Raw genomic sequence first — 19,978 nt, 5'->3', positions numbered from 1 at the left:
GGGGACCCGCAGGGCGGGAGAGTCCGGTCCGTCTCTTTCTCCGGGGAGGGTCTTCTTGGCTCGTCAAACGGTTCGTCGTGCGTTCAGACGTCTAAGGGGCGTCGCCGTTGTCGCAGCGGTGTCTCTGCCGCAGTTCATCGGACCTGCGGCCCCGGGGGTGGCGTCGGCCGACCCGGGGACGTACAGCGAGATCACCATCCCTGCGACCATGCAGGTGACGCCACGTGACGGGAGGCTCTCGACCGCCGGCTCGTCCGGGTTTCTGCACTACGTCCGCGCCACGGGGATGGTGTGGACGGGGGCGGACGGTTCGACGCGCACGTTTCCAGGCACAGAGCCTTATGGCCGGATGGGCTACTACGGCGCGGCATCGGACGTGGTGGCGATGCCGCCCGTGAGCGGTACCGGCGACGTCCTGCTGCGGAACATGGCCACCGACGAGACCACCAAGGTCACTGTCCCGGTCGGTCAGAGGTACGACAAGACCGTCGGAAGCACGGTGCTGGCCCTCGGCGGGAAGCGTCCGGACGGGTTCACCTACAGCGAGCTGCATCTGCTGACCGGTGAGAACGGGACGACGGTGGACCGCCGTGTCACGGGCTTCCCTGACGGTGCCTACTTCCACGGCAATCCCGATGCCGGCGTACACGGGGCTCTCCTGCGCGTGTCTGTGCCCGAGCAGCCCTCCGTCCAGTTCGCCTGGATCGATTTCGAGACGGCCGAGGCCACGCCTCTGCCGCTCGGCACGGTGTACGCCAACTCGGCGGTGACCGCGTTTCATCTGGTCACTCCGCAGGCAGGGGGCGTACGCCTCTATGAGCAGGGCCGGTTCGACGCGCCGGTGCGAGAGGTCCAGGTCAGTCTGAAGGACGGCGCGAGGATCCTGGGCGTGGTCGGCGATGCCCTCGTCGTGGGGCGCTACGACGCCACGCTCGGGCAGCGGTCCGACTCGGCCTCGGTGTGGAAGGTCGTGGCCGTCCCCTTCGACGGTTCCCAGGAGAGGACGCTTCTGGCCCGGGCGGCCGTGGACCAGGTCGCCGTGAGGCCGGACGGGGGCGTCCAGATCGTCGGCGGCCAGTCCGCGGAGGACTACGGCTACCAGTCCATCACCGCCGGGCCGGACGGCAGTCCGTACACCCGGCGTGTGCTCCGCCTCCCGCCGGTGCCGATGCTGGTGCAGCGGCTGACGGTGGATCACGGCACGGTGCGGACCCTGGAGTACGGCGACGGCGCCACGTATGGGTATGTGCGCCCCCTCACCGCGGACGGGCCGGGATACGGCGATCGGTCGCAGGTGGGCGGACTGAACGTCCCGTACCACGAGTGCAGCAGCATCGAGCCGCTGTGCCCCGAGCTGTATGCCACGGGAGACGGCCGGACCGTGTACCGCGGGATGACGCGTGTCGGCGATCAGTGGCGGCCCGAGATGTACGTCGTCGGCAAGGGCGGGACATTCCCCGGTACCCCGGTGGAGACGGGGCTCCAGGACTCCTACAACGACAGCGCGGACCAGAGCCGGATCGTGGGGGTCTCCGAGAACCTGCTGCTGGTGGCGGGAACGCCAGTGGGCGGCAGCAAGGAGCTGCGCGTCGTCGACATCGACTCCGGACGGGTCGTGCACAAGGAGCCGTACCGGCTCGGCACGATCTGGGGAACGACCCTGTGGACGTCGGACGGCGACCGGGTGACCGCCGAGGACGCCCGTACCGGGGCGGCGCTGACGTCGTTCCGGGTGGGCGACGCGTGCCGTCAGGTGATCGACCTGCAATCCGTCGGCCGGTGGCTGTACTGGCGGTGCTACGTGACGAACACCCCGTACGTCTCGGGTGTCTACGACCTCCAGTCGAAGCGGAACACCCCGGTCCCCGACAGCGGGCAGGTGCATCTCGGCGACGGCGTCCTCGTCGAGTCGTCCCCGGAGGAACTGGCCGTCTACGGGTTGCAGTCCGGGACGGCGGTCCGGCAGTGGTCCGCCGCGGGCAACGTGATGTCGGCGTTCGATCCTCGCACCGGTGATCTCGCGTTCCACCGGCCGGACCAGATCGTGCGCGTGCTGCGGACCGGCCGGCCGGTGGCGCCGCTGGGCTCCCCGTACCGGTATGTGTCCTCGGTGGTGGACTCGGACGCGACGCCCGTTCCCTGGCGCGCCGAGTGGTGGCTGTCCGAGCCGGCCGCCTCCTGGAAGGTGGAGATCCTCGACCGCGCCACGGGCCGCGCGGTGGCCACCCGTGCGGGCGGTGCGGCCGTCTACTCGATCGCCACGACGTGGGACGGCCGCGACGCGGCTGGTGCGCTTCTGCCCAACGGCTCCTACACCTGGAGGCTCACGGCCCAGCCGCAGGACGGCCAGGGCAGCGCTCTGGTGCAGTCCGGCACGGTACGCCTCACAGGCGGCACGGCGGTGTGGCGCGATCACGTCGGCGGCTCGTCCCTGCCCGACGGCATAGGCGACCTCCTCACCCTCAACTCCTCCGGCGGCCTCACCTTCCAGCAGGGCACCGGGGCAGGGACCTTCGGCTGGAAGGTGACCGCCGGCGGCTGGTCCACGTCCACCGTCGCCGTTCCCTTCGGGGACCTCAACGGCGACTTCTGCAGCGACGTCCTCGTCCGCATGCCCGACGGCTCGCTGCGCGGCTACAAGGTGCCGTGCGGCAAGGCGCCCGCGCCGACGATGCCGTACGTGAAGATCGGTACGGGGTACGGGCAGTACAACGTGCTGACCTCGCCCGGGGACCTGACCGGGGACGGCCGGCCCGATCTGCTGGCCAGGAAGTCCTCCACGGGTGACATCCACCTCTTCGCGGCGAAGAGCGACGGCACGCTGGCCTGGCCGAGGACGATCCGCACCGCGTGGACGGGCTACACGCACGTCGTCGGCGCCGGGGACCTGACCGGCGACGGCCGCGGCGACGTCCTCGCCCGCGACAGGGCGGGCACGCTGTGGCGGTACGACGGCCTCGGCAACGGCCTGTTGAAGGACCGCGTCCAGGTCTTCACCAAGTGGGGCAACGGCTACAACGCCATCGTCGGGGTCGGCGACATCACCGGTGACGGCCGGGACGACCTGGTCGAGCGGGACAGCGCCGGCAACCTCTTCTGCAACGCCGGGAACGGGCGGGGCTCCTTCGGCGCCCGGGTCCAGATCGGGACCGGTTGGCAGGGGTACAAGGGCCTGTTCTAGCCGCGTTGGCCAGACTGTGACGCATGTCACGCCCCCGGCGAGGGAATCGCTGGGGGCATGACAAAGGATGCGAGCAGTCGCGACGCGAGCGGTCCACCTTCAGGTCTGTCCGACGAGGAACGGCTGGCCCAGCTCGGCTACACCCAGGTGCTGGCCCGCCGTATGTCCGCGTTCGCCAACTACGCGGTCTCCTTTACGATCATCTCGGTCCTGTCGGGCTGCCTGACCCTCTACCTCTTCGGCATGAACACCGGCGGCCCCGCCGTGATCACCTGGGGCTGGGTGGCGGTCGGCCTGATGACCCTCTTCGTCGGCCTGTCGATGGCCGAGATCTGCTCGGCGTACCCGACCTCGGCCGGCCTGTACTTCTGGGCGCACCGGCTGGCACCGCCGCGCAGCGCCGCCGCGTGGGCGTGGTTCACGGGCTGGTTCAACGTCCTCGGGCAGGTCGCCGTGACCGCCGGCATCGACTTCGGCGCGGCGAGCTTCCTGGGGGCGTACCTGAACCTGCAGTTCGGGTTCCGGGTCACCCCCGGCCGCACGATCCTCCTCTTCGCCGCGATCCTGCTCCTGCACGGCCTGCTGAACACCTTCGGCGTGCGGATCGTGGCCCTCCTCAACAGCGTCAGCGTGTGGTGGCACGTCCTCGGCGTCGCCGTCATCGTCGGCGCGCTCGCCCTCGTCCCCGACCACCACCAGTCCGCGTCCTTCGTGTTCGGCGAGTTCGTGAACAACACGGGCTGGGGCAGCGGCCCGTACGTCGTCCTCCTCGGCCTGCTCATGGCGCAGTACACCTTCACCGGCTACGACGCCTCCGCCCACATGACCGAGGAGACGCACGACGCGGCGACCGCCGGCCCGCGCGGCATCGTCCGTTCCATCTGGACGTCGTGGATCGCCGGGTTCGTCCTCCTGCTCGGCTTCACGTTCGCCATCCAGTCCTACGACGGCGCCCTCGCGTCCCCGACGGGCGCGCCGCCCGCGCAGATCCTGCTGGACGCCCTGGGCGCCACGGCCGGCAAGCTGCTCCTGCTCGTCGTGATCGGCGCGCAGCTGTTCTGCGGCATGGCGTCGGTCACCGCCAACAGCCGCATGATCTACGCCTTCTCACGCGACGGCGCGCTCCCCTTCTCCCGCGTCTGGCACACGGTCAGCCCCCGCACCCGCACGCCCGTCGCGGCGGTCTGGCTGGCCGCGGGCGGCGCGCTGGCCCTCGGCCTGCCCTACCTGATCAACGTCACGGCGTACGCGGCCGTGACCTCCATCGCGGTCATCGGCCTCTACATCGCGTACGTCGTCCCGACCCTGCTGCGGGTGCGCAAGGGCGCGTCCTTCGAACGGGGGCCCTGGCACCTGGGCCGCTGGTCGGGAGTGGTCGGGGTGGTGTCGGTGGCCTGGGTCGCGGCCATCACCGTGCTGTTCATGCTCCCCCAGGTATCCCCGGTCACCTGGGAGACGTTCAACTACGCCCCGGTCGCCGTCCTGGCCGTCCTCGCCTTCGCCGGAGCCTGGTGGCTGACGTCGGCCCGCCACTGGTTCCTCCACCCCGACCCCGCCCGCGCGAGGTCCCGGGAGGCGGCCCGCGGAACACCTGAACCGGCGGATTCCTGACCCGTACACCGCCTTCCCCGTCTTTCCTCCGCCTTCCGGGCATCCGACGGGCCGTGTCCCCGATACCCGATCGGCGACACGGCCTCGTCCGGCTATGCTCGGGGAGGCAACATCGCCTGGGCCCTTAGCTCAATTGGCAGAGCAGTGGACTTTTAATCCATTGGTTGTGGGTTCGAGTCCCACAGGGCCTACGCTCCACCCGGCGCCCGGGCCGACTTCGGTCGGCTCGGGCGCTGTGTCGTTTCCGGGGCGGCGCGGTAAGTCCGGTACCTGCTTACGAGTGAACCGGGACGGCTCCCGGGTGGCTGGATCGGAGCCTTCCAGCGGTCCGTGCCGGGCATGACCGGCGAAGGCGTAACGTCTCGCTTCTGTGATCGCGGCCGTCCGGACCGCCGTCGACGCGCACTTTTTGGTCACTCTCCGTGCTTGGCTCGGCATTTAGGGTCAGCAGTCCTTGCTGGGGGACATGCGACCCGGGTGTCGCTGCCATGGATACGGGGAGAGACAAGTGAAGAAGACCTTGCTGACCGCCGGGCTCGTCACGGTTCTGGTGGCGGGATCGGCAATGCCGACCATGGCGATCTCGGACACCGCGTCGACGCCGCTGCCCGGCACGCGCGCGAAGGTCGTGGTCAACGCCTGGCACTGCAACGTCTACGCAGACAAGTGCTCGTTCAAGACGTCCACCAAGGTCATGAAGGGCCGCAAGGCGTACAACGTCAGCAAGATCACCAATACGGCCACGGTGAAGGCCAACGGCTGGCAGGCCACGCTCTCCCTGAGCCCCAGCGGGACGTACGTCAGCGAGAACTCCCGCCAGGTGTCCTGGACCAACGAGAACACGTGGATCGCCGACATCAGTGGCATCGCCGATCCGGGCGGTTCGCTCAACACCAGCATCACCACCTGCTCCGACGGCGGAGCCTTCAAGTCCGGGGTCAAGGCGTTCGCTTCGGCGTGCGCCAACGACTGAACGGCGGACCGTCGTGGCGGGACGACGCCTGTGGGGGCGGCCTCGCCGCGCCCAGTGCTCGAGGAACCGTATGAATCTCAGCCTTCGCCCTGAGCGGCCGGGCCGCAGAGGCCGCCTGATGACGGCCGGTGCGGTGGCGATCGCCGCGGCGGCCCTGGGCGTCGTGATGACCAACGGCGGGTCGGTGGACCGGCCCACCCCGCCCGGCGGCGCCCTGGCAGAGCAACTTGACGCCCTGCGCGGGGCGAACGACCTGGTCCGCGCGACCCGTACCGAGGTCGGACACGATCCGGCGCTGTATCCCACGGCGTACGGGCGCCTGGAGGCAGCGCTCTCCGTCGGGCACCGCGTCGACGCGCTTCCCGCGGTCCGTGCCGACGCGCTGGCGGATCTCGCCCGTACCGATGGACTCGACACCCCTGCCTGGCGGGCGTACTACGTGTGTCTCGCGCTGGGGGCGGCCAAAGAGCCCGATGCGGTCGTCGCTGCCGACGCCGCACAGGTTTTGGAGCGGGCCGGGATCCGGGAGGAGGCGGAGAGCGAGGCCCTCGCCTATCTGCGGGCCCCGGATCCCGGGGACGATCCGCCGACCTCGCTCGCCACGCGGGCCGCCTTCCTGCAGACGCTGACCTGCCTGGACCGTGACCACGAGGTGGACCGCGCCCGCCTGGACCGTCTCGCGGCGGACACGGCGCGCACCGCCGAAGCCGTACCGGTGCTGAACGCCGTCGACGCACTGCGGGCCGTCGGCGTCCGGGCCCAGGCGACGCGGGCCCTGCGGGACGCCGGCGCGCTCCTCGGCGACGCTGACTGTGAGCGGCTGGACCCCCTGCAACGGGCCGCACTGGCCCTGTTGCGCGGCCAAGTGCCGGAGCGGACCCGCGCGTGCCTGCTGCCCTCACTGCGCGACTCCGACCCCCAGACCCGCTGGATGGTCCGCCGTGCGCTCACCTCCCCCGCGCATCTGGCCGAGCACGGACAGGCCGGCCCGGAGGCGTCGCGACAACTGCCCGCCCCACGGGGCGACATCCGGGCCGACGGACTCGTCGACAAGTCACCGGCCCAACTGGGCACGCTCACCGCCACGTACAACGCCGCCCGTGCCCTCACCGCCGCCGCGCAGCAGGACCGCACCCCCGCCTGGCTGAAGAAGAGCCTGCGGCGCCTGGGCCGGGACCCCGCCATCGAGCCCTCCGACCGGATCCTGCTCGCCATGGCCTGCCACCGCCTAGCCCTGGCATGCGGGCCACAGGCCGACAAAGGCGCGAAGGAGGCGGCGCGACTCGAGGTACCGGCCCGGCTCAACACCGGCAACCAGCGTTCCTGGTACGGCGCCATGGCGGCGCGTGCGGAGTTCGGCCTGGGCTGCCCGCGCACATCCGTCGACTTGCCGGAGGAAAGGGCCGGCACGCTCTCCCCGCGTGCGCTGCGTGTCGTGGTGGTTCTGGCCGACGCGGGCTGTGCCGCTCAGGCGGAGAGGCTCACCATGGGAGCCGATCTCGCCGCCCGGGCACGGAAGGCGCTGGAGGACGGCGACCTGCTGACCGCGTCCGACGCGGTCCAGGCGGCCCTCGCCTCCGCCCAGAACATCCCGCAGTCGCTGTGGGACGCCATCCCCCGCCTGCTGGAGCGCTACCGCGATGCCCGGCATCCGGACCTGTACGCCACCTCCCCGGGCGGCGCCGCCACCGCCGACGGCACCAGAGCCGCGTACTACCTCCTTGCCTGAACCGCCCCGACCCGGCCCGCAGTCTCCCCTCCCGCCCGGAAGGACCCACGCCCCATGAACACCGCCTCCCCGCCCGCGGCCGCAGCCGAGGGCCTGTCCTTCCGCTACGCGTCCGGCAGCGGCCTGACGCGCGCGGACCTCACCCTCGAAGCGGGGGAGACGGCCACCGTCGAGGGCCCGTCGGGGTCGGGCAAGAGCACACTGCTCGCCCTCCTCGGACTGATCCTCTCGCCCACCGCGGGCACCCTGCACATCACCGGGACGGACACCCGCTCGCTGACCCCTGCCGAGCGTGACCTTCTGCGGCGCCGCTCGATCGGCATCGTCCTGCAGGACCTGGGGCTGCTGCCGTTCCTCAACGCCTGGGAGAACGTCGCCGCCGCCTTCGGGCCTCGTCTCGGCCGGCACCGGACGACGGCCCGTGACCTGCTCGGCGACCTCGGAATGAAGGACCTGGCCGACTCCCCGGTGACCGAACTCTCCGGCGGTCAGCGGCAACGGATCGCCGTCGCGCGAGCAGCCGTCAAGCAGCCGGTGCTCATCCTGGCCGACGAACCGACCTCCGGCCTCGACCCCGCGACCGCCCAGGCCGTCATGACCTCACTGCGTTCCTGCGCCGACCGGGGCGCGGCCGTGCTGCTCGTCACCCATGACGCGGCGATCGCCTCGACCTGCGACCGGCGGTTCCTGCTGGACGGGGGAGTGCTGTCAGCGACGCCGAAGGAGAACGCGCGCAAGGAGAACCTGGGATGAGCGGTTGGAGCCTGCACACCTGGAAGCGCGACGGACGTTCCCTGCGCCGGGCGTTGCCGACCCTCACTGTGCTGGCCGCCTTGCTGACCACCTCCGCCGGTGTGGCGGCGGGGGCCGCGGGGGCCGTCGAGCGGGACGTGCTGAGGTCGGGCGGACTCACCCAGATCGAGCTCTCGTCCTTCGAGGGGGATGCCTCGGTCCGCCCGCTGACCACCGCGGCCCTGCGTACGGCCGGCAGCGTGCCGGGCGTCCGTCGCGTCGTCGCCGACTATTCGTCCGTGCTGTACGCCAAGGAGGACGGGACGTACGACCTGACCAGCCATACCCTGACCCCGGCTGACGACCTGCCGGTCACCCGCGGCAGGATCCCCGCGGAGCTGGGCACGGACGAGGTCGTCCTGCCCGCCTCAGCGCAGGGAACCGACTTCACACCCCTGCTCGGCAGGTCTGTCACCTTCGGGTACACCAAGGCGACAGGGGCCGCGTCCGGGACGACCGCCGCGATCACCCTGAAGGTCGCCGCCCTGTACGACCCCGCCTGGCAGGCCGACGGGCCGGGCGTGGCCTACCTCGCCGAGGGCACGGCCGCCCTGCTGGCCGCGGCCCGGGCGGGCCAGGATCCCGGCGTGTTCCGTGACAGGGGAGGGGCGCAGTCCGCCGTCGTCGTGGTGGCGCACCAGAAACAGGTGGCCGGTGTCACCGAGGCGTTGCAGGCCGACGGGTTCTCGGCCTCTCCGGTGTCCGACCGGGTCCGCTCGCTGCCGGGTCTGTTCGGCGCCGCGGATCTCGGCATGCGCGTCGGGGTGCTCGTCCTCGCCCTGGCCGCTGCCGGGCTCGGCATGGTCCGGGCCGCGGACAGCACGCGGGCGAGGATCGGCCAGTTCGCCGTGCTGCGCATCCTCGGTTCCGGCCGGCCCGAGCTGCGCCGGGTCCTGCTCGGCGAAGCCGCCCTCACCGGCGCCGCCGCAGGCGTGGCCGGCGTCGCCGTCGGCACCGCCGTCTCCCTCGCCCTGGCCCGCCCGCTCAGCGATGCGCTCGGACTGCCGATCACCCTCTCGGACGCCCTGCCGGGGCCGGCCTGGGCCTTCGCGGCGCTCGTGCTGCCTGCGGTCGGCCTGGCGGCCGGCACGCTGCTGGGCAGCCGCGAAGTCCTTCGCCAGGACCCCTACCTCACCGCACGAGCACACGGCTGAACGATCCGGGAACTTCGGTCCCGGGAAGCGCGGTCCGGCAGAGGCCCGGGGAAGCGCGGTCCGGGATCCCACCTGTCGGGCTGCCCGGTTCTCAGCCCAGCAGATGCCCGTTCGGTGCCTTCGCCCGCTCCTCGTACTCCGGGAGTACGACGACCTCCGCGCCCTCGGCGGTCAGTGTTCCGGTGCCGTCGGCCGAGGGTACGAAGGTGTCCGGTTCGCGCCAGGCCGTCACGACGCGGCGGACGCCGGCCGCCAGGATCAGGCGGGCGCAGGGCAGGGGGCGGGAGGCGCGGTGGGCGCAGGGTTCCAGGCTGCTGTAGACGGTGGCGGACGGCAGGCGGGGGTCGTCGGGGGCGATCTTCGCCAGGGCCGCCTCCTCGGCGTGGACCACCGGGTCGCCGGCCTCCCGGGAGTGGCCGCGGGCCAGTTCCGTGCCGTCGGCGGCGACGACCACCGCGCCCACGCTGAAGGCGGTGTCGGAGGGCGGGCACAGGGCGGCCAGGTCGCAGGCGAGGGCGAGCCAGTGGCGGTCGGCGGGGGTGACCCGGTCGGCCTTTCCGGGGGCGGTCGGTACGTAGCGCGTGAGGACGACGTCCTCGATCCGCCGGGTCTCCAGCAGGCGCAGGCGGCCCGTCTGGTAGGCGCCGGGGCCGAAGAGGCGGGGGGCCTTCGGGTCGCCGACGAGGAGGGGGGCGAGGACGAGGTGGAGTTCGTCGGCCAGTTCCTCCAGCAGCAGTTGGGTGTGGATCGTGCCGCCGCCCTCGACCATCAGCCGCCGTACGCCCCGCACGTCGTGCAGGTGTTCCAGCAGGCGGCGCCAGTCCAGCTCGGCGCCGAGGGGGACGACGTCCGCGTGGTCGGTGATGCCGGTGCGGGCGGCCCGTTCGGCGCCCTGGTCCGTCGTACAGAGGAGCTTCTGGCCGCCTGTGTGCCAGAAGTTCGCCGTCGGGTCCAGGTCGCCGGAGGCCGAGACGGTGATCTTCAGGGGGTACTCGGGGCGGCCCGCCGCGATCCGGGCGGCGCGTCGCTCGGCCGAGTTGACCAGCAGGCGCGGGTTGTCGGCGCGGATCGTGCCGGCGCCGATCAGGATGGCGTCGACCAACGCGCGCACCTCGTCGACCCGGTCGAAGTCGGCCGGGCTCGAGAGCAGCAGGCGCTCGGGGCCGGTGTCGTCCAGGTAGCCGTCGAGGGAGACGGCGGCGGACAGCAGGACGTACGGGTACGGCATCGGCGCGCTCCACTCACAGGGCTACAGAGGCGGTGACTTGGCCGGGCTTGGTTCAAGTTTGAAACAAACTTACACTGGCGGCATGACGACCCGCTGGCTCACGCCCGAGGAGCAGCGCGCCTGGCGCGCGTACATCGCCGCGACGCACCTCCTGGAGGACGCGCTGGACCGGCAGCTCCAGCAGGACGCCGGCATGCCACACCTGTACTACTCCATCCTCGCCACCCTCTCCGAGGCACCCGGACGGCAGCTGCGGATGACCGACCTCGCCGAAGCGCTGAAGATCACCCGCAGCCGGCTCACCTACGCCGTGAACCGGCTGGAGAAGGACGGTCTGGTGCGGCGCGAGAGCTGCCGGTCGGACAAGCGGGGCAGCATCGCCGTACTGACCGACGAGGGCATGGCCGAGGTGGAGCGGGCGGCTCCCGGCCATGTGGAAACCGTACGCGCCGCGCTCTTCGACCATCTGAGCGAGGAGCAGGTCGGGCAGCTGGAGGAGATCTGCGGGCGGATCACGCGGGCGCTGGAGGGGGAGGACGGGGCCCGGCCGGCCGCCGATGACGTGCCCTGGCGGCGCCGGTCCTCGCCGCCCCCCTGTTCCTGAACTCCCGTTCGTGAGCTTCCTCTCATTCATTGCTTCAACTTTGAAGCATGAGTAGGGTGCTTTCCATGGATCTGCTTCAAATCTGAAGCAGGCGAGTCCGCAGCAGAAGCAGGACGACACGGAAGCCGGAGAACCCGCATGGCCGACCCCCTCGATGTCCCCGCCGCCACGCCGCGCGCCCGCGTCCGGGTCCCGCTGCGCTTCGCCGACGGCTACCGCGTCGACGCCGACCTCGTCACCTTCCACGGCCTCGTCGACGGGCAGGAACACCTCGCCGTCGTCCTCGGGGAGCCCGACGGCGCCGTCCCCCTCGTGCGGCTCCACTCCGAGTGCCTGACCGGCGACGTCTTCGGCTCCGCCCGCTGCGACTGCGGCCCCCAGCTCCGCGAGGCCGTCGAACGCATCGCCGACCACGGCGGCGTCCTGCTCTACCTCCGCCAGGAGGGCCGCGGCATCGGCCTCTACAACAAGCTCGACGCGTACGCCCTCCAGGACCAGGGCCTCGACACCTACGAGGCCAACGCCGCCCTCGGCCTGCCCGAGGACGCCCGCGACTACACCGCGGCGGCCCAGATGCTCCGCGCCCTCGGCATCGACCGGCTCGACCTGCTCTCCAACAACCCCGACAAGGCCGACCAGCTCCGCGGCCTCGGCATCGACGTGCGCGACCGCGTTCCGACCGGCGTCTTCACCACCCCGCACAACGTCCGCTACCTGCGCGCCAAGGTCCTCCAGACCCAGCACACCCTGCCGCTCGCCGACCTGCCGCTCACCGGCCTGTCCGGCCAGGTCCCGCAGCCCGTCGCCGCGCCCCTGATTCAACCCGTTCGCGACCAGTCCCGCGCATGGCGTACACTGGAGTCACAACGACGCGGGGTGGAGCAGCTCGGTAGCTCGCTGGGCTCATAACCCAGAGGTCGCAGGTTCAAATCCTGTCCCCGCTACTGAAGGCCGAGGGCCGGAAACCGAAAGGTTTCCGGCCCTCGGTTGTTTTTGCGGTCCTCGGTTGTTTTTACGGCCCTCGGGTGTTTTTTACGGTCCTCGGTTTGTTTCGCCTGACCGGGACGGTCGCGTCCTGAGCGCCCCGCGTCCGTCATCCGCTCGGCCCTCCCCGCTCGCCTCCCGCCCCCGCTCCCGGAACCCTGGACGGACGGGACGGAATCCATGGAGACGAGCGTGCGGCCTGATGACATGACGGACGATGGGCCGCCCGGCACCGATCCCGCCGTCCCCGGCCCGCCCCCGCACGCCCCGCCGCCCGCCGAGCACGAGGGCCGGCGCATCTCCTACGCCCGTACGTTCGTACGGCTGCTCCCCGCGCTGCTGCTCGTCGCCGGTGCCGTCTACGACTCCACCACCCCGTCGGCGTTCACCGCGGCCCCCTTCTTCACCGCCGCGCCCCTGGTCGCCGCGCCGCTCTACTCGCGCCGCGGCACCATCCTCACCGGCGTCGTCACCGTCGTCCTCGTCGTCCTCGTCCACCTCCGGCTCGGCATCATCGGCGAGGCCGACGCGATCACGGAGACGGTCACCGTCTCGACCGTGTCCGTGCTCGCCGTGCTGATCAACTCCCTGGTGCGGCGCAGCAGCGAGCAGCTCGCCTCCGCCCGCGAGATCGCCGAGGCCGCGCAGCGCGCCGTCCTGCCCGAGCCCGCCGAGCGCATCGGCGGCTTCCAGATCGCGGCGCGGTACGAGGCCGCCCAGGCCGACGCCTTCATCGGCGGCGACCTGTACACGGTGCAGGACAGCCCGCACGGCGTCCGGCTCGTCGTCGGGGACGTGCGCGGCAAGGGCATGGGCGCGGTGGCCGCCGTGGCCGTGGTGATCGGCGCGTTCCGGGAGGCCGCCGAGCAGGAGGCCACGCTGGAGGCGGTCGCCCAGCGGCTGGAGCGGGCGCTGGCCCGCGAGGGCACCCGGCGGGACGGCATCGACGCCTTCGAGGGGTTCACCACCGCCGTCCTCGCCGAGCTTCCGCACGGCGACGGCACCGTACGCGTCCTCAACCGCGGCCATCCGCCGCCCCTGCTGCTGTACGCCGACGGCACGGTACGGCCGCTGCTGTCCAGCCGGCCCGCGCTGCCGCTCGGGATGGCCGAACTCGGCGCCTGGCCCGACCACGCCGACCGGGCCGACTTCCCCGGCGGTGCCACCCTGCTGCTGTACACCGACGGCGTCACCGAGACCCGCGACCCGCACGGCCGGTTCTATGACCTGGAGGAGCGGCTGGAGGGCCGCACCTTCCGCGACCCGCGCGCCCTGCTCGCCGCCGTCTCCCGGGACGTACGCCGGCACTCGGGTGGTCACCTGACCGACGACATGGCGCTGCTCGCCGTACGACGACCGTGAGGGTCACTGTGTGTGCACGGACAACCGCCCTGCGCATAACAACTGACACACCGTCAGTTCACGGGCCGTGTCTGAGGCGGGGTCAACTCGCCCGGTTTGCGACCGTCATGGCACGTAAGTCCTGGCCGGAAAAGTTAATGATCAAGCCGAACGGCTTGGAATCCGACCTCCGGGTCTATTAACGTTCGATAACGCAGCGCGGTCGTCCCAGCCGTCACAAGAGGCGGCTCCGTGCTCACGCGCCGAATCCCATTGGGAACCGGGGAACCACCGTTTCTGGGGTGAATCGCGCGTATGCCGCCGTCCTTCGACGGCTCCCGTGTACGCGCGTAGGAGACCTTCCTGCTCCGAACCCGTCAGCTAACCCGGTAGGCGAGACGGAAGGAAAGGAGTACGCCCGCGTGGCGTCCAACCGGCCTGCCCCCGCAGCCCCGTCCATGCCGAGCCAGCAGCAACCCGAGACCTTCGGCTACGGCAGCTACCGCACCGACGAGGGCCCGTGGGAGGAATGGAACCCCACCGAGGAGTCCATCCGTCCCGTCCGCGGCCGGCACCGCGTCGCCAAGCAGCGCGGCGGACTCGCCCGCAGCTCCACCGTCCTCGGCGTCGGCGTCATCGCCGCCGTCGGCGCGGGCGGCATGGCCAGCGCGCAGACCGGCAAGCCGCCCGTCTCCATCTCGCTGCCCGACCTGCCCAACGTCGGCTCCCTGATCTCCGACGACGAGCCCGCCGCCGAGACCGCCGCCACCCCGCTCAGCGACATCGGCGGCACCGCCGTCGCCGCCGACAGCGAGGACACCGGCACCGCCACCACCGCCGACGCCGGTGAGGCGCTGCGCACCCGGATCATGGCCCAGGCCGAGCAGCAGCAGGTCCAGGTCGACACCAAGGCGCAGGCCGCGACCGAGGCCGCCCTCGCCAAGCAGGCGCAGGAGGCGGCCGCCGCGGCCGAGAAGAAGGCCGCCGAGGAGGCCGCCGCCGCGAAGAAGGCGGCGGAGGAGGAGGCCGCGAAGAAGGCCGAGGCCGAGCGGCTCGCCGAACTGGCCCGCCAGTACACGCTGCCGACCTCCTCGTACACCATCACCTCCACCTTCGGGCAGGCCGGCTCGATGTGGTCCTCCGGCTACCACACCGGCCTGGACTTCGCCGCCCCCACCGGCACGCTCATCAAGGCCGTCCACACCGGCACCATCACCGAGGCGGGCTGGGCCGGCTCCTACGGCTACCGCACGATCCTCACCCTCGACGACGGCACCGAGCTGTGGTTCTGCCACCAGTCGTCGATCAGCGTCAGCGTCGGCCAGAAGGTCGCCACCGGCGATGTCATCGGCCGCGTGGGCGCCACCGGCAACGTCACCGGGCCGCACCTGCACCTGGAGGTCCACCCCGACGGCCAGGCCGGCGGCATCGACCCGATGGCGTGGCTGCGCGACAAGGGCCTCACTCCCTGACCGGAGGGTGTCCCGGCCCTCGACATGAGGGTGTCCCGGCCCTCGACATGAGGGTGTCCCAGCCCTCGATCTGAGGGCGTCCCAGCCCTCCCGCCCGAGCACGGCTCCGCGATCCCCGGCGGTCCTGACGGCAACCCCCCGACGTCAGGGCTGCCGGTTCCTCGTGCCGCCGGGAGTTCTTCCCTTGTACCCGTGCGCGAGGAATGCACGCCCGGGGCGCGCGGGTTGTAAGGGAGCATGACTTCTCTGCGCAAGCTCGGCTCCTCCGACCTCGAGGTCTTCCCGCTCGCCCTCGGCGGCAACGTCTTCGGCTGGACCGCCGACGAGGCGGCCTCCTTCGCCGTCCTCGACGCCTACACCGCCGCCGGCGGCAACTTCGTCGACACCGCCGACGTCTACTCGGCGTGGGCCGACGGCAACCGGGGCGGGGAGTCCGAGACCATCCTCGGCAAGTGGCTCAAGGCCCGCGGCAACCGCTCCGAGGTGATCGTCGCGACCAAGGTCAGCCAGCACCCCGAGTTCCAGGGCCTGAGCGCCGCCAACATCAAGGCCGCCGCCGACGCCTCGCTGCGCCGCCTGGGCACCGACCACATCGACCTGTACTACACCCACTACGACAAGCCCGAGGTGCCGGTCGAGGAGATCATCGGCGCCCTCGACGAGCTGGTGAAGGCCGGCAAGGTGCGGCAGATCGCCGCCTCCAACATCTCCGCGGAGCGTCTGCGGGAGTCACTGGAGTTCTCCGACCGCGAGGGCCTCGCCCGGTACGTCGCCCTCCAGCCGCACTACAACCTGGTCTCCCGCGACACCTACGAGGGCGCCCTGCAGGACCTCGCCGACCGCGAGGGCCTGTCCGCCGTGCCGTACTACGCGCTGGCCTCCGGCTTCCTCACCGGCAAGTACCGCCCCGGTACGACGGTGCGGAGCGCGCGGGCGGGCGGTGCCGCGCGGCACCTGGAGACCGAGCGCGGACGCAAGGTCCTCGCCGCCCTCGACGAGATCGCCGAGGCCCATGACGCCCCGGTCGCCACCGTGGCCCTCGCCTGGCTCGCCGCCCGGCCCACGGTCGCCGCGCCCATCGCCTCCGCCCGTACGGTCGAGCAGCTGCCGGCGCTGCTGGGGGTGGCGGAACTGACGCTGACGGACGCGGAGCTGACGCGGCTGACGGAGGCGTCGGCGTAACCGCCGTACCCGAAAGATTCGGCGGTGCCGGAGCGCCCCGACCCGCCTCCGGACCGCTCCCGGCTACATCCGGTACGGGTTGTACGCGGGGTGGTACGGCATCGCCGGCCCGTGCGCCGGCCCGTGCACGGGCCCCGCGGGCATCTGGACCGGGCCGTGTCCGGGCGCGTGTCCCGGGCCCTGCCCGGCCCACTGCACCGGCCCGTAGGCGTACGGCATCGCCGGCCACGCCGGTGCGGCCGCCCGGGCCGCGTACTCCAGCGCCGGGCGGGCCACGTCCCGCCGCGCCCACAGCTCGTGCAGCAGCTCCCGCTCCCGTACGACGAAGTCGGCGCTCGCCCGCCCGCGCCGCCCCCGGTGCCGCAGGAACGCCAGGGACGTCGCGAACGCCTCGTACTGCGCCACCGCCCGCGCGGCCGGCTTGCCCAGGTGCCGCCGCGCGTACTCGCGGGCCATCCGCCGGGCCTTCATCGAGCCCAGCGCGTACGGCTCGCCCGGGGTCAGCCAGCCGGCCACCACGTACGCGGGCAGTTCCTCGCGGACCGTGCGCAGCTCGCGCTGCCGGGTCCAGATCACCAGCCAGGTCAGCAGCCCGAACGCGGGCACCATGAACGCGCCGTACACGGCGAAGAAGCCGAGCGGGCCGAAGGTCGCCGAGCCGTTCCACAGGGCGTGCATGCCCATCGCCAGGAGCAGTCCGGACAGCGGGAGCAGGACGCGCCGCACGTGCTGGCGCTCGCCGGAGAGCGCGGCGACGCCGAAGCCGATGCCGGTCAGCACCGTGAACAGGGGGTGCGCGAACGGCGACATGACGATGCGCACGAAGAAGGTCGCCGCGGTGACGGAGGCGATGCCGCTGTAGCCGGTGTCCTGGTCGGTGCCGAAGGCGGTGCCCAGGTAGAGGATGTTCTCGGTGAAGGCGAAGCCGGTGGCGGTGATCCCCGCGATCACCACGCCGTCGACGAGCCCGGTGAAGTCCCGCCGCCGGAAGAGGAAGAGGAGCAGGACCGCGGCGGCCTTGGCGGACTCCTCCACGATCGGCGCGACGACCGTGGCGCCGAGGGTGTCCGCGCCGACGGGGTCGGCGGTGGAGGTCGCTATCCATCTGGTCGCGAAGCTGTTCGCGACGATGGCTATGAGTGCCGCCGCGCACGCCCCCCAGGCGAACGCGAACACCAGGTTCCGCCAGGGGCCCGGCTCCACCCGGTCCAGCCAGCGGAACGCGGCGATGAGCAGCGGCACCGGCAGCACGGCCAGCCCGAGACCGACCAGGAAGCCCTCCGTGCCGGTCTGTTCCCGCACCAGCGCCAGGATGACCAGCCCGGACAGCGCCAGCAGGGTGATCAGCGCCCCGTAACGGACCCAGCTGCGCTGCCACCAGTGCGCGTGCCGCAACGCCCCGCCGGCCGGCCCGGCGCCCTCGCCGGGGTGCGGCGGGTACGGCGGGTACGGCGGTTGCGTCGGGTGCGGGAGATGGCTGGCCACGGCATCGACCCTAACGAGGTAGGTACGCCGCCCGTGACGGCGTATCGCGCCGCCGGCCCGGGGCACGGGCGGCACGCGCGGGGCACGCGCGGGCGGTCAGGCGCTGGTGGGAGGGTGGTTGTGGTGCTGTACGCGACGGAAGAGCAAGTCGTTCACGACATGTCCCTTGTCCAGGCCCTGCCCCTCGAAACGGGTCAGCGGCCGGAACTCGGGCCGTGGCGCGAAACCGCCGCCGGGCTGCGTGTTCTCGAAGTCCGGGTGCGCGGTGAGCACCTCGAGCATCTGCTCGGCGTACGGCTCCCAGTCGGTGGCGCAGTGCACGATCGCCCCCGGCTTCAGCCGGGTCGCGGCGAGCGTGAGGAACTCCGGCTGGATGAGCCGCCGCTTGTGGTGCCGCTTCTTCGGCCAGGGGTCGGGGAAGAAGACGCGCAGCCCGTCGAGCGAGTCCGGGGTGAGCATCTCGCGCAGCAGGATGATCGCGTCGCCGTTGGCGACCCGGACGTTCGCCATGCCGCCCTGGTCGGCGAGATTCAGCAGATTGCCCTGGCCGGGGGTGTGCACGTCCACGGCGAGGATGTTCGTCCCCGGGTCGGCCGCCGCCATCTGCGCGGTGGCCTCGCCCATGCCGAAGCCGATCTCCAGCACGACCGGGTTGTCGTTCCCGAACAGCTCCGGCAGGTCCAGGGTGCGCTGCCCGTCGATGTCGAGCCCCCACTTGGGCCACAGCCGCTGCAGCGCGTCCGCCTGCCCGGCCGTCACCCGGCTGCGCCGCGGCTGGAAGCTGCGGATCCGCCGCTCGAAGTGCGACCCGGCCGGATCGGCCTTCGGCCCGTCCGGGAACCGCGGCTCCCCCTTGGCCCGGGTGTGCCGCACGGACACACCGGGGTGATGGGAGGACCACTCACCGCCGGTGGCGGGCTGGGGGGCGTCGGGGGTGCTCAGGGAATCAGACACAGTGGGATCGATTTTACGGCGAACGTCCGCCGCGCGGAGACGCCCGCCGCCGCCCCTCATGCCGCCCCCAGGGCCGCCAGCGCCCTGCGCGCGACCTCCCTGCCGATCGGCAGCGACGCCGTCGCCGCAGGTGAGGGCGCGTTCAGCACATGGACTGTGCGGGGCCCCTCCTTGATCAGGAAGTCGTCGACCAGCGTGCCGTCCCGCAGCACGGCCTGCGCCCGCACCCCCGCCGGCGCCGGTACCAGGTCCCCCTCCCGCACCGCCGGCAGCATGCGCCGCACCGCCTCCGTGAACGCCCCCTTGGACAGCGACCGGCGCAGCTCCCCGGCGCCGTACCGCCAGTGCCGCCGCGCGATGCGCCACGAGCCCGGCCACGCCGCCGTCGCAAGCGCCTCCCGCGGCCGTACGACCCCCCAGCCGTACCCCTCCCGGGCCAGTGCCGGCACCGCGTTCGGCCCGAGGTGCACGCCGCCGTCGATGCCGCGGGTCAGATGCACCCCGAGGAACGGGAACGCCGGGTCCGGCACCGGGTACACCAGGCCCCGCACCAGCTCGGGCCGCGCCAGCTCGTAGTACTCGCCGCGGAACGGCACGATCCGCACCTGTGGGTCGTCCCCGGTCAGCCGCGCGATCTCGTCGCAGTACAGCCCCGCGCAGTTCACCAGCACCCGCGCGCGGACGATGTCGCCGTCCGCGAGCCGCACGGCGACACCCCGCTCCGGCCGCCGGTCGATCCGCACGACCCGCGCCCCGTACCGGATGTCCGCGCCGGAGGCCTCGGCGAGCTGCCGGGCCACGGCCGTGTAGTCGCAGATCCCGGTCGTGCCGACGTGGATCGCGGCCAGGCCGCGCACCTCCGGCTCGTACTCCGCGATCTGCGCGGCGCCCAGCTCCCGCACCGGTATGCCGTTCTCCCGGCCGCGCTGGACCAGGGCGTGCAGGCGGGGCAGCTCGTCCCGGTCGGTGGCGACGATCAGCTTGCCGGTGACGGCGTGCGCGATGCCGTACTCCGCGCAGAACTTGACCATCTCGGCGGCGCCCCGCACCGCGTACCGCGCCTTCAGCGAGCCCGGCCGGTAGTAGATCCCGCTGTGGATGACGCCGCTGTTGCGGCCCGTCTGGTGCCGGGCCGGGCCCGGCTCCTTCTCCAGCACCGTCACCCGGGTGCCCGGCGCGGCGCGCGTGATCGCGTACGCGGTGGACAGCCCGACGATGCCGCCGCCGACGACCAGCACGTCCCCGTCGTACGCGCCCTGCTGCCGCACGTGCACCACCTCCCGCATCG

At 72.3% G+C, this 19,978-nt stretch carries 14 protein-coding genes, 2 tRNA genes, 1 pseudogene and 1 riboswitch; of the genes and pseudogenes, 13 read left to right on the top strand and 4 right to left on the bottom strand.

What is annotated here, in order from left to right:
- Window positions 1–349 precede the first annotated feature (349 nt).
- The 7 genes from IE308_RS23150 to IE308_RS23120 all read left to right on the top strand — a co-directional run bounded on the left by IE308_RS23150 (window position 350) and on the right by IE308_RS23120 (window position 9,440).
- Entirely contained in the window at window positions 350–3,181 is a 2,832-nt protein-coding gene (locus IE308_RS23150; protein ID WP_190219425.1) for an FG-GAP-like repeat-containing protein, read from the top strand.
- Between the two features lie 57 nt (window positions 3,182–3,238).
- A complete protein-coding gene (locus IE308_RS23145; protein WP_190219424.1) occupies window positions 3,239–4,792 on the top strand; it encodes an amino acid permease in 1,554 nt (517 codons plus the stop codon).
- A 118-nt stretch (window positions 4,793–4,910) separates the two neighbouring features.
- Window positions 4,911–4,983: transfer RNA gene (locus tag IE308_RS23140), tRNA-Lys, on the top strand.
- 317 nt (window positions 4,984–5,300) lie between these two features.
- Complete coding sequence (locus IE308_RS23135) at window positions 5,301–5,765, top strand: hypothetical protein (RefSeq protein WP_190219423.1); 465 nt, start codon at window positions 5,301–5,303, stop codon at window positions 5,763–5,765.
- A gap of 70 nt (window positions 5,766–5,835) precedes the next feature.
- A complete protein-coding gene (locus tag IE308_RS23130; RefSeq protein WP_229909011.1) occupies window positions 5,836–7,494 on the top strand; it encodes a hypothetical protein in 1,659 nt (552 codons plus the stop codon).
- A gap of 54 nt (window positions 7,495–7,548) precedes the next feature.
- Window positions 7,549–8,247, top strand: coding sequence for an ABC transporter ATP-binding protein (locus IE308_RS23125; protein WP_190219422.1), 699 nt, complete (start codon window positions 7,549–7,551; stop codon window positions 8,245–8,247).
- Window positions 8,244–9,440 (top strand): FtsX-like permease family protein, encoded by a 1,197-nt coding sequence (locus IE308_RS23120; RefSeq protein WP_190219421.1) that lies wholly within the window; start codon window positions 8,244–8,246, stop codon window positions 9,438–9,440. The genes IE308_RS23125 and IE308_RS23120 overlap by 4 nt, the downstream gene beginning before the upstream one ends.
- A gap of 91 nt (window positions 9,441–9,531) precedes the next feature.
- Here IE308_RS23120 and IE308_RS23115 read toward each other — a convergent pair whose 3' ends face one another.
- Window positions 9,532–10,668, bottom strand: coding sequence for a dihydrofolate reductase family protein (locus tag IE308_RS23115; RefSeq protein WP_190219420.1), 1,137 nt, complete (start codon window positions 10,666–10,668; stop codon window positions 9,532–9,534).
- A gap of 82 nt (window positions 10,669–10,750) precedes the next feature.
- On the opposite strand from IE308_RS23115, the gene IE308_RS23110 reads away from it, so the two are divergent.
- From IE308_RS23110 to IE308_RS23085, 6 genes and pseudogenes are all read left to right on the top strand, one after another.
- Window positions 10,751–11,272, top strand: a complete 522-nt coding sequence (locus tag IE308_RS23110) for a MarR family winged helix-turn-helix transcriptional regulator (RefSeq protein ID WP_190219419.1) — start codon at window positions 10,751–10,753, stop codon at window positions 11,270–11,272.
- A gap of 138 nt (window positions 11,273–11,410) precedes the next feature.
- Window positions 11,411–12,052, top strand: a pseudogene (locus tag IE308_RS23105) (GTP cyclohydrolase II); the annotation flags it as partial.
- A gap of 90 nt (window positions 12,053–12,142) precedes the next feature.
- Window positions 12,143–12,216 (top strand) — tRNA-Met (locus IE308_RS23100).
- 247 nt (window positions 12,217–12,463) lie between these two features.
- Window positions 12,464–13,618, top strand: coding sequence for a PP2C family protein-serine/threonine phosphatase (locus IE308_RS23095; protein ID WP_190219418.1), 1,155 nt, complete (start codon window positions 12,464–12,466; stop codon window positions 13,616–13,618).
- Window positions 13,619–13,848: 230 nt separating this feature from the next.
- Window positions 13,849–14,008: riboswitch (cyclic di-AMP (ydaO/yuaA leader) on the top strand.
- An 11-nt stretch (window positions 14,009–14,019) separates the two neighbouring features.
- Entirely contained in the window at window positions 14,020–15,069 is a 1,050-nt protein-coding gene (locus tag IE308_RS23090; RefSeq protein ID WP_110629026.1) for a M23 family metallopeptidase, read from the top strand.
- Window positions 15,070–15,306: 237 nt separating this feature from the next.
- The gene (locus IE308_RS23085) at window positions 15,307–16,251 is read left to right on the top strand and encodes an aldo/keto reductase (protein WP_190219417.1); all 945 of its coding nucleotides are present in this window, start codon (window positions 15,307–15,309) and stop codon (window positions 16,249–16,251) included.
- Between the two features lie 63 nt (window positions 16,252–16,314).
- On the opposite strand, the gene IE308_RS23080 is transcribed toward IE308_RS23085, so the two are convergent.
- The 3 genes from IE308_RS23080 to lhgD form a co-directional block, all read right to left on the bottom strand.
- Window positions 16,315–17,736 (bottom strand): PrsW family intramembrane metalloprotease, encoded by a 1,422-nt coding sequence (locus IE308_RS23080; protein WP_190219416.1) that lies wholly within the window; start codon window positions 17,734–17,736, stop codon window positions 16,315–16,317.
- A 96-nt stretch (window positions 17,737–17,832) separates the two neighbouring features.
- Window positions 17,833–18,690 (bottom strand): tRNA (guanosine(46)-N7)-methyltransferase TrmB, encoded by an 858-nt coding sequence (gene trmB, locus IE308_RS23075; protein WP_190219415.1) that lies wholly within the window; start codon window positions 18,688–18,690, stop codon window positions 17,833–17,835.
- A 56-nt stretch (window positions 18,691–18,746) separates the two neighbouring features.
- Complete coding sequence (lhgD, locus tag IE308_RS23070; protein ID WP_190219414.1) at window positions 18,747–19,976, bottom strand: L-2-hydroxyglutarate dehydrogenase; 1,230 nt, start codon at window positions 19,974–19,976, stop codon at window positions 18,747–18,749.
- Between the last annotated feature and the right edge of the window lie 2 nt (window positions 19,977–19,978).

The organism is Streptomyces griseosporeus, assembly GCF_014656055.1.
Classification (GTDB): Bacteria; Actinomycetota; Actinomycetes; order Streptomycetales; family Streptomycetaceae; genus Streptomyces; species Streptomyces griseosporeus.
This window is presented reverse-complemented; position numbering and strand designations above follow the sequence as displayed.

Coding starts and splice junctions, on each gene's coding strand:
- IE308_RS23115 (WP_190219420.1), bottom strand. CDS start 10,668: ATGCCGTACCCGTACGTCCTGCTGTCCGCCGCCGTCTCCCTCGACGGC.
- IE308_RS23130 (WP_229909011.1), top strand. CDS start 5,836: ATGAATCTCAGCCTTCGCCCTGAGCGGCCGGGCCGCAGAGGCCGCCTG.
- IE308_RS23120 (WP_190219421.1), top strand. CDS start 8,244: ATGAGCGGTTGGAGCCTGCACACCTGGAAGCGCGACGGACGTTCCCTG.
- lhgD (WP_190219414.1), bottom strand. CDS start 19,976: ATGCGGGAGGTGGTGCACGTGCGGCAGCAGGGCGCGTACGACGGGGAC.
- IE308_RS23150 (WP_190219425.1), top strand. CDS start 350: ATGGGCTACTACGGCGCGGCATCGGACGTGGTGGCGATGCCGCCCGTG.
- IE308_RS23110 (WP_190219419.1), top strand. CDS start 10,751: ATGACGACCCGCTGGCTCACGCCCGAGGAGCAGCGCGCCTGGCGCGCG.
- IE308_RS23085 (WP_190219417.1), top strand. CDS start 15,307: ATGACTTCTCTGCGCAAGCTCGGCTCCTCCGACCTCGAGGTCTTCCCG.
- IE308_RS23145 (WP_190219424.1), top strand. CDS start 3,239: ATGACAAAGGATGCGAGCAGTCGCGACGCGAGCGGTCCACCTTCAGGT.
- IE308_RS23125 (WP_190219422.1), top strand. CDS start 7,549: ATGAACACCGCCTCCCCGCCCGCGGCCGCAGCCGAGGGCCTGTCCTTC.
- IE308_RS23095 (WP_190219418.1), top strand. CDS start 12,464: ATGACGGACGATGGGCCGCCCGGCACCGATCCCGCCGTCCCCGGCCCG.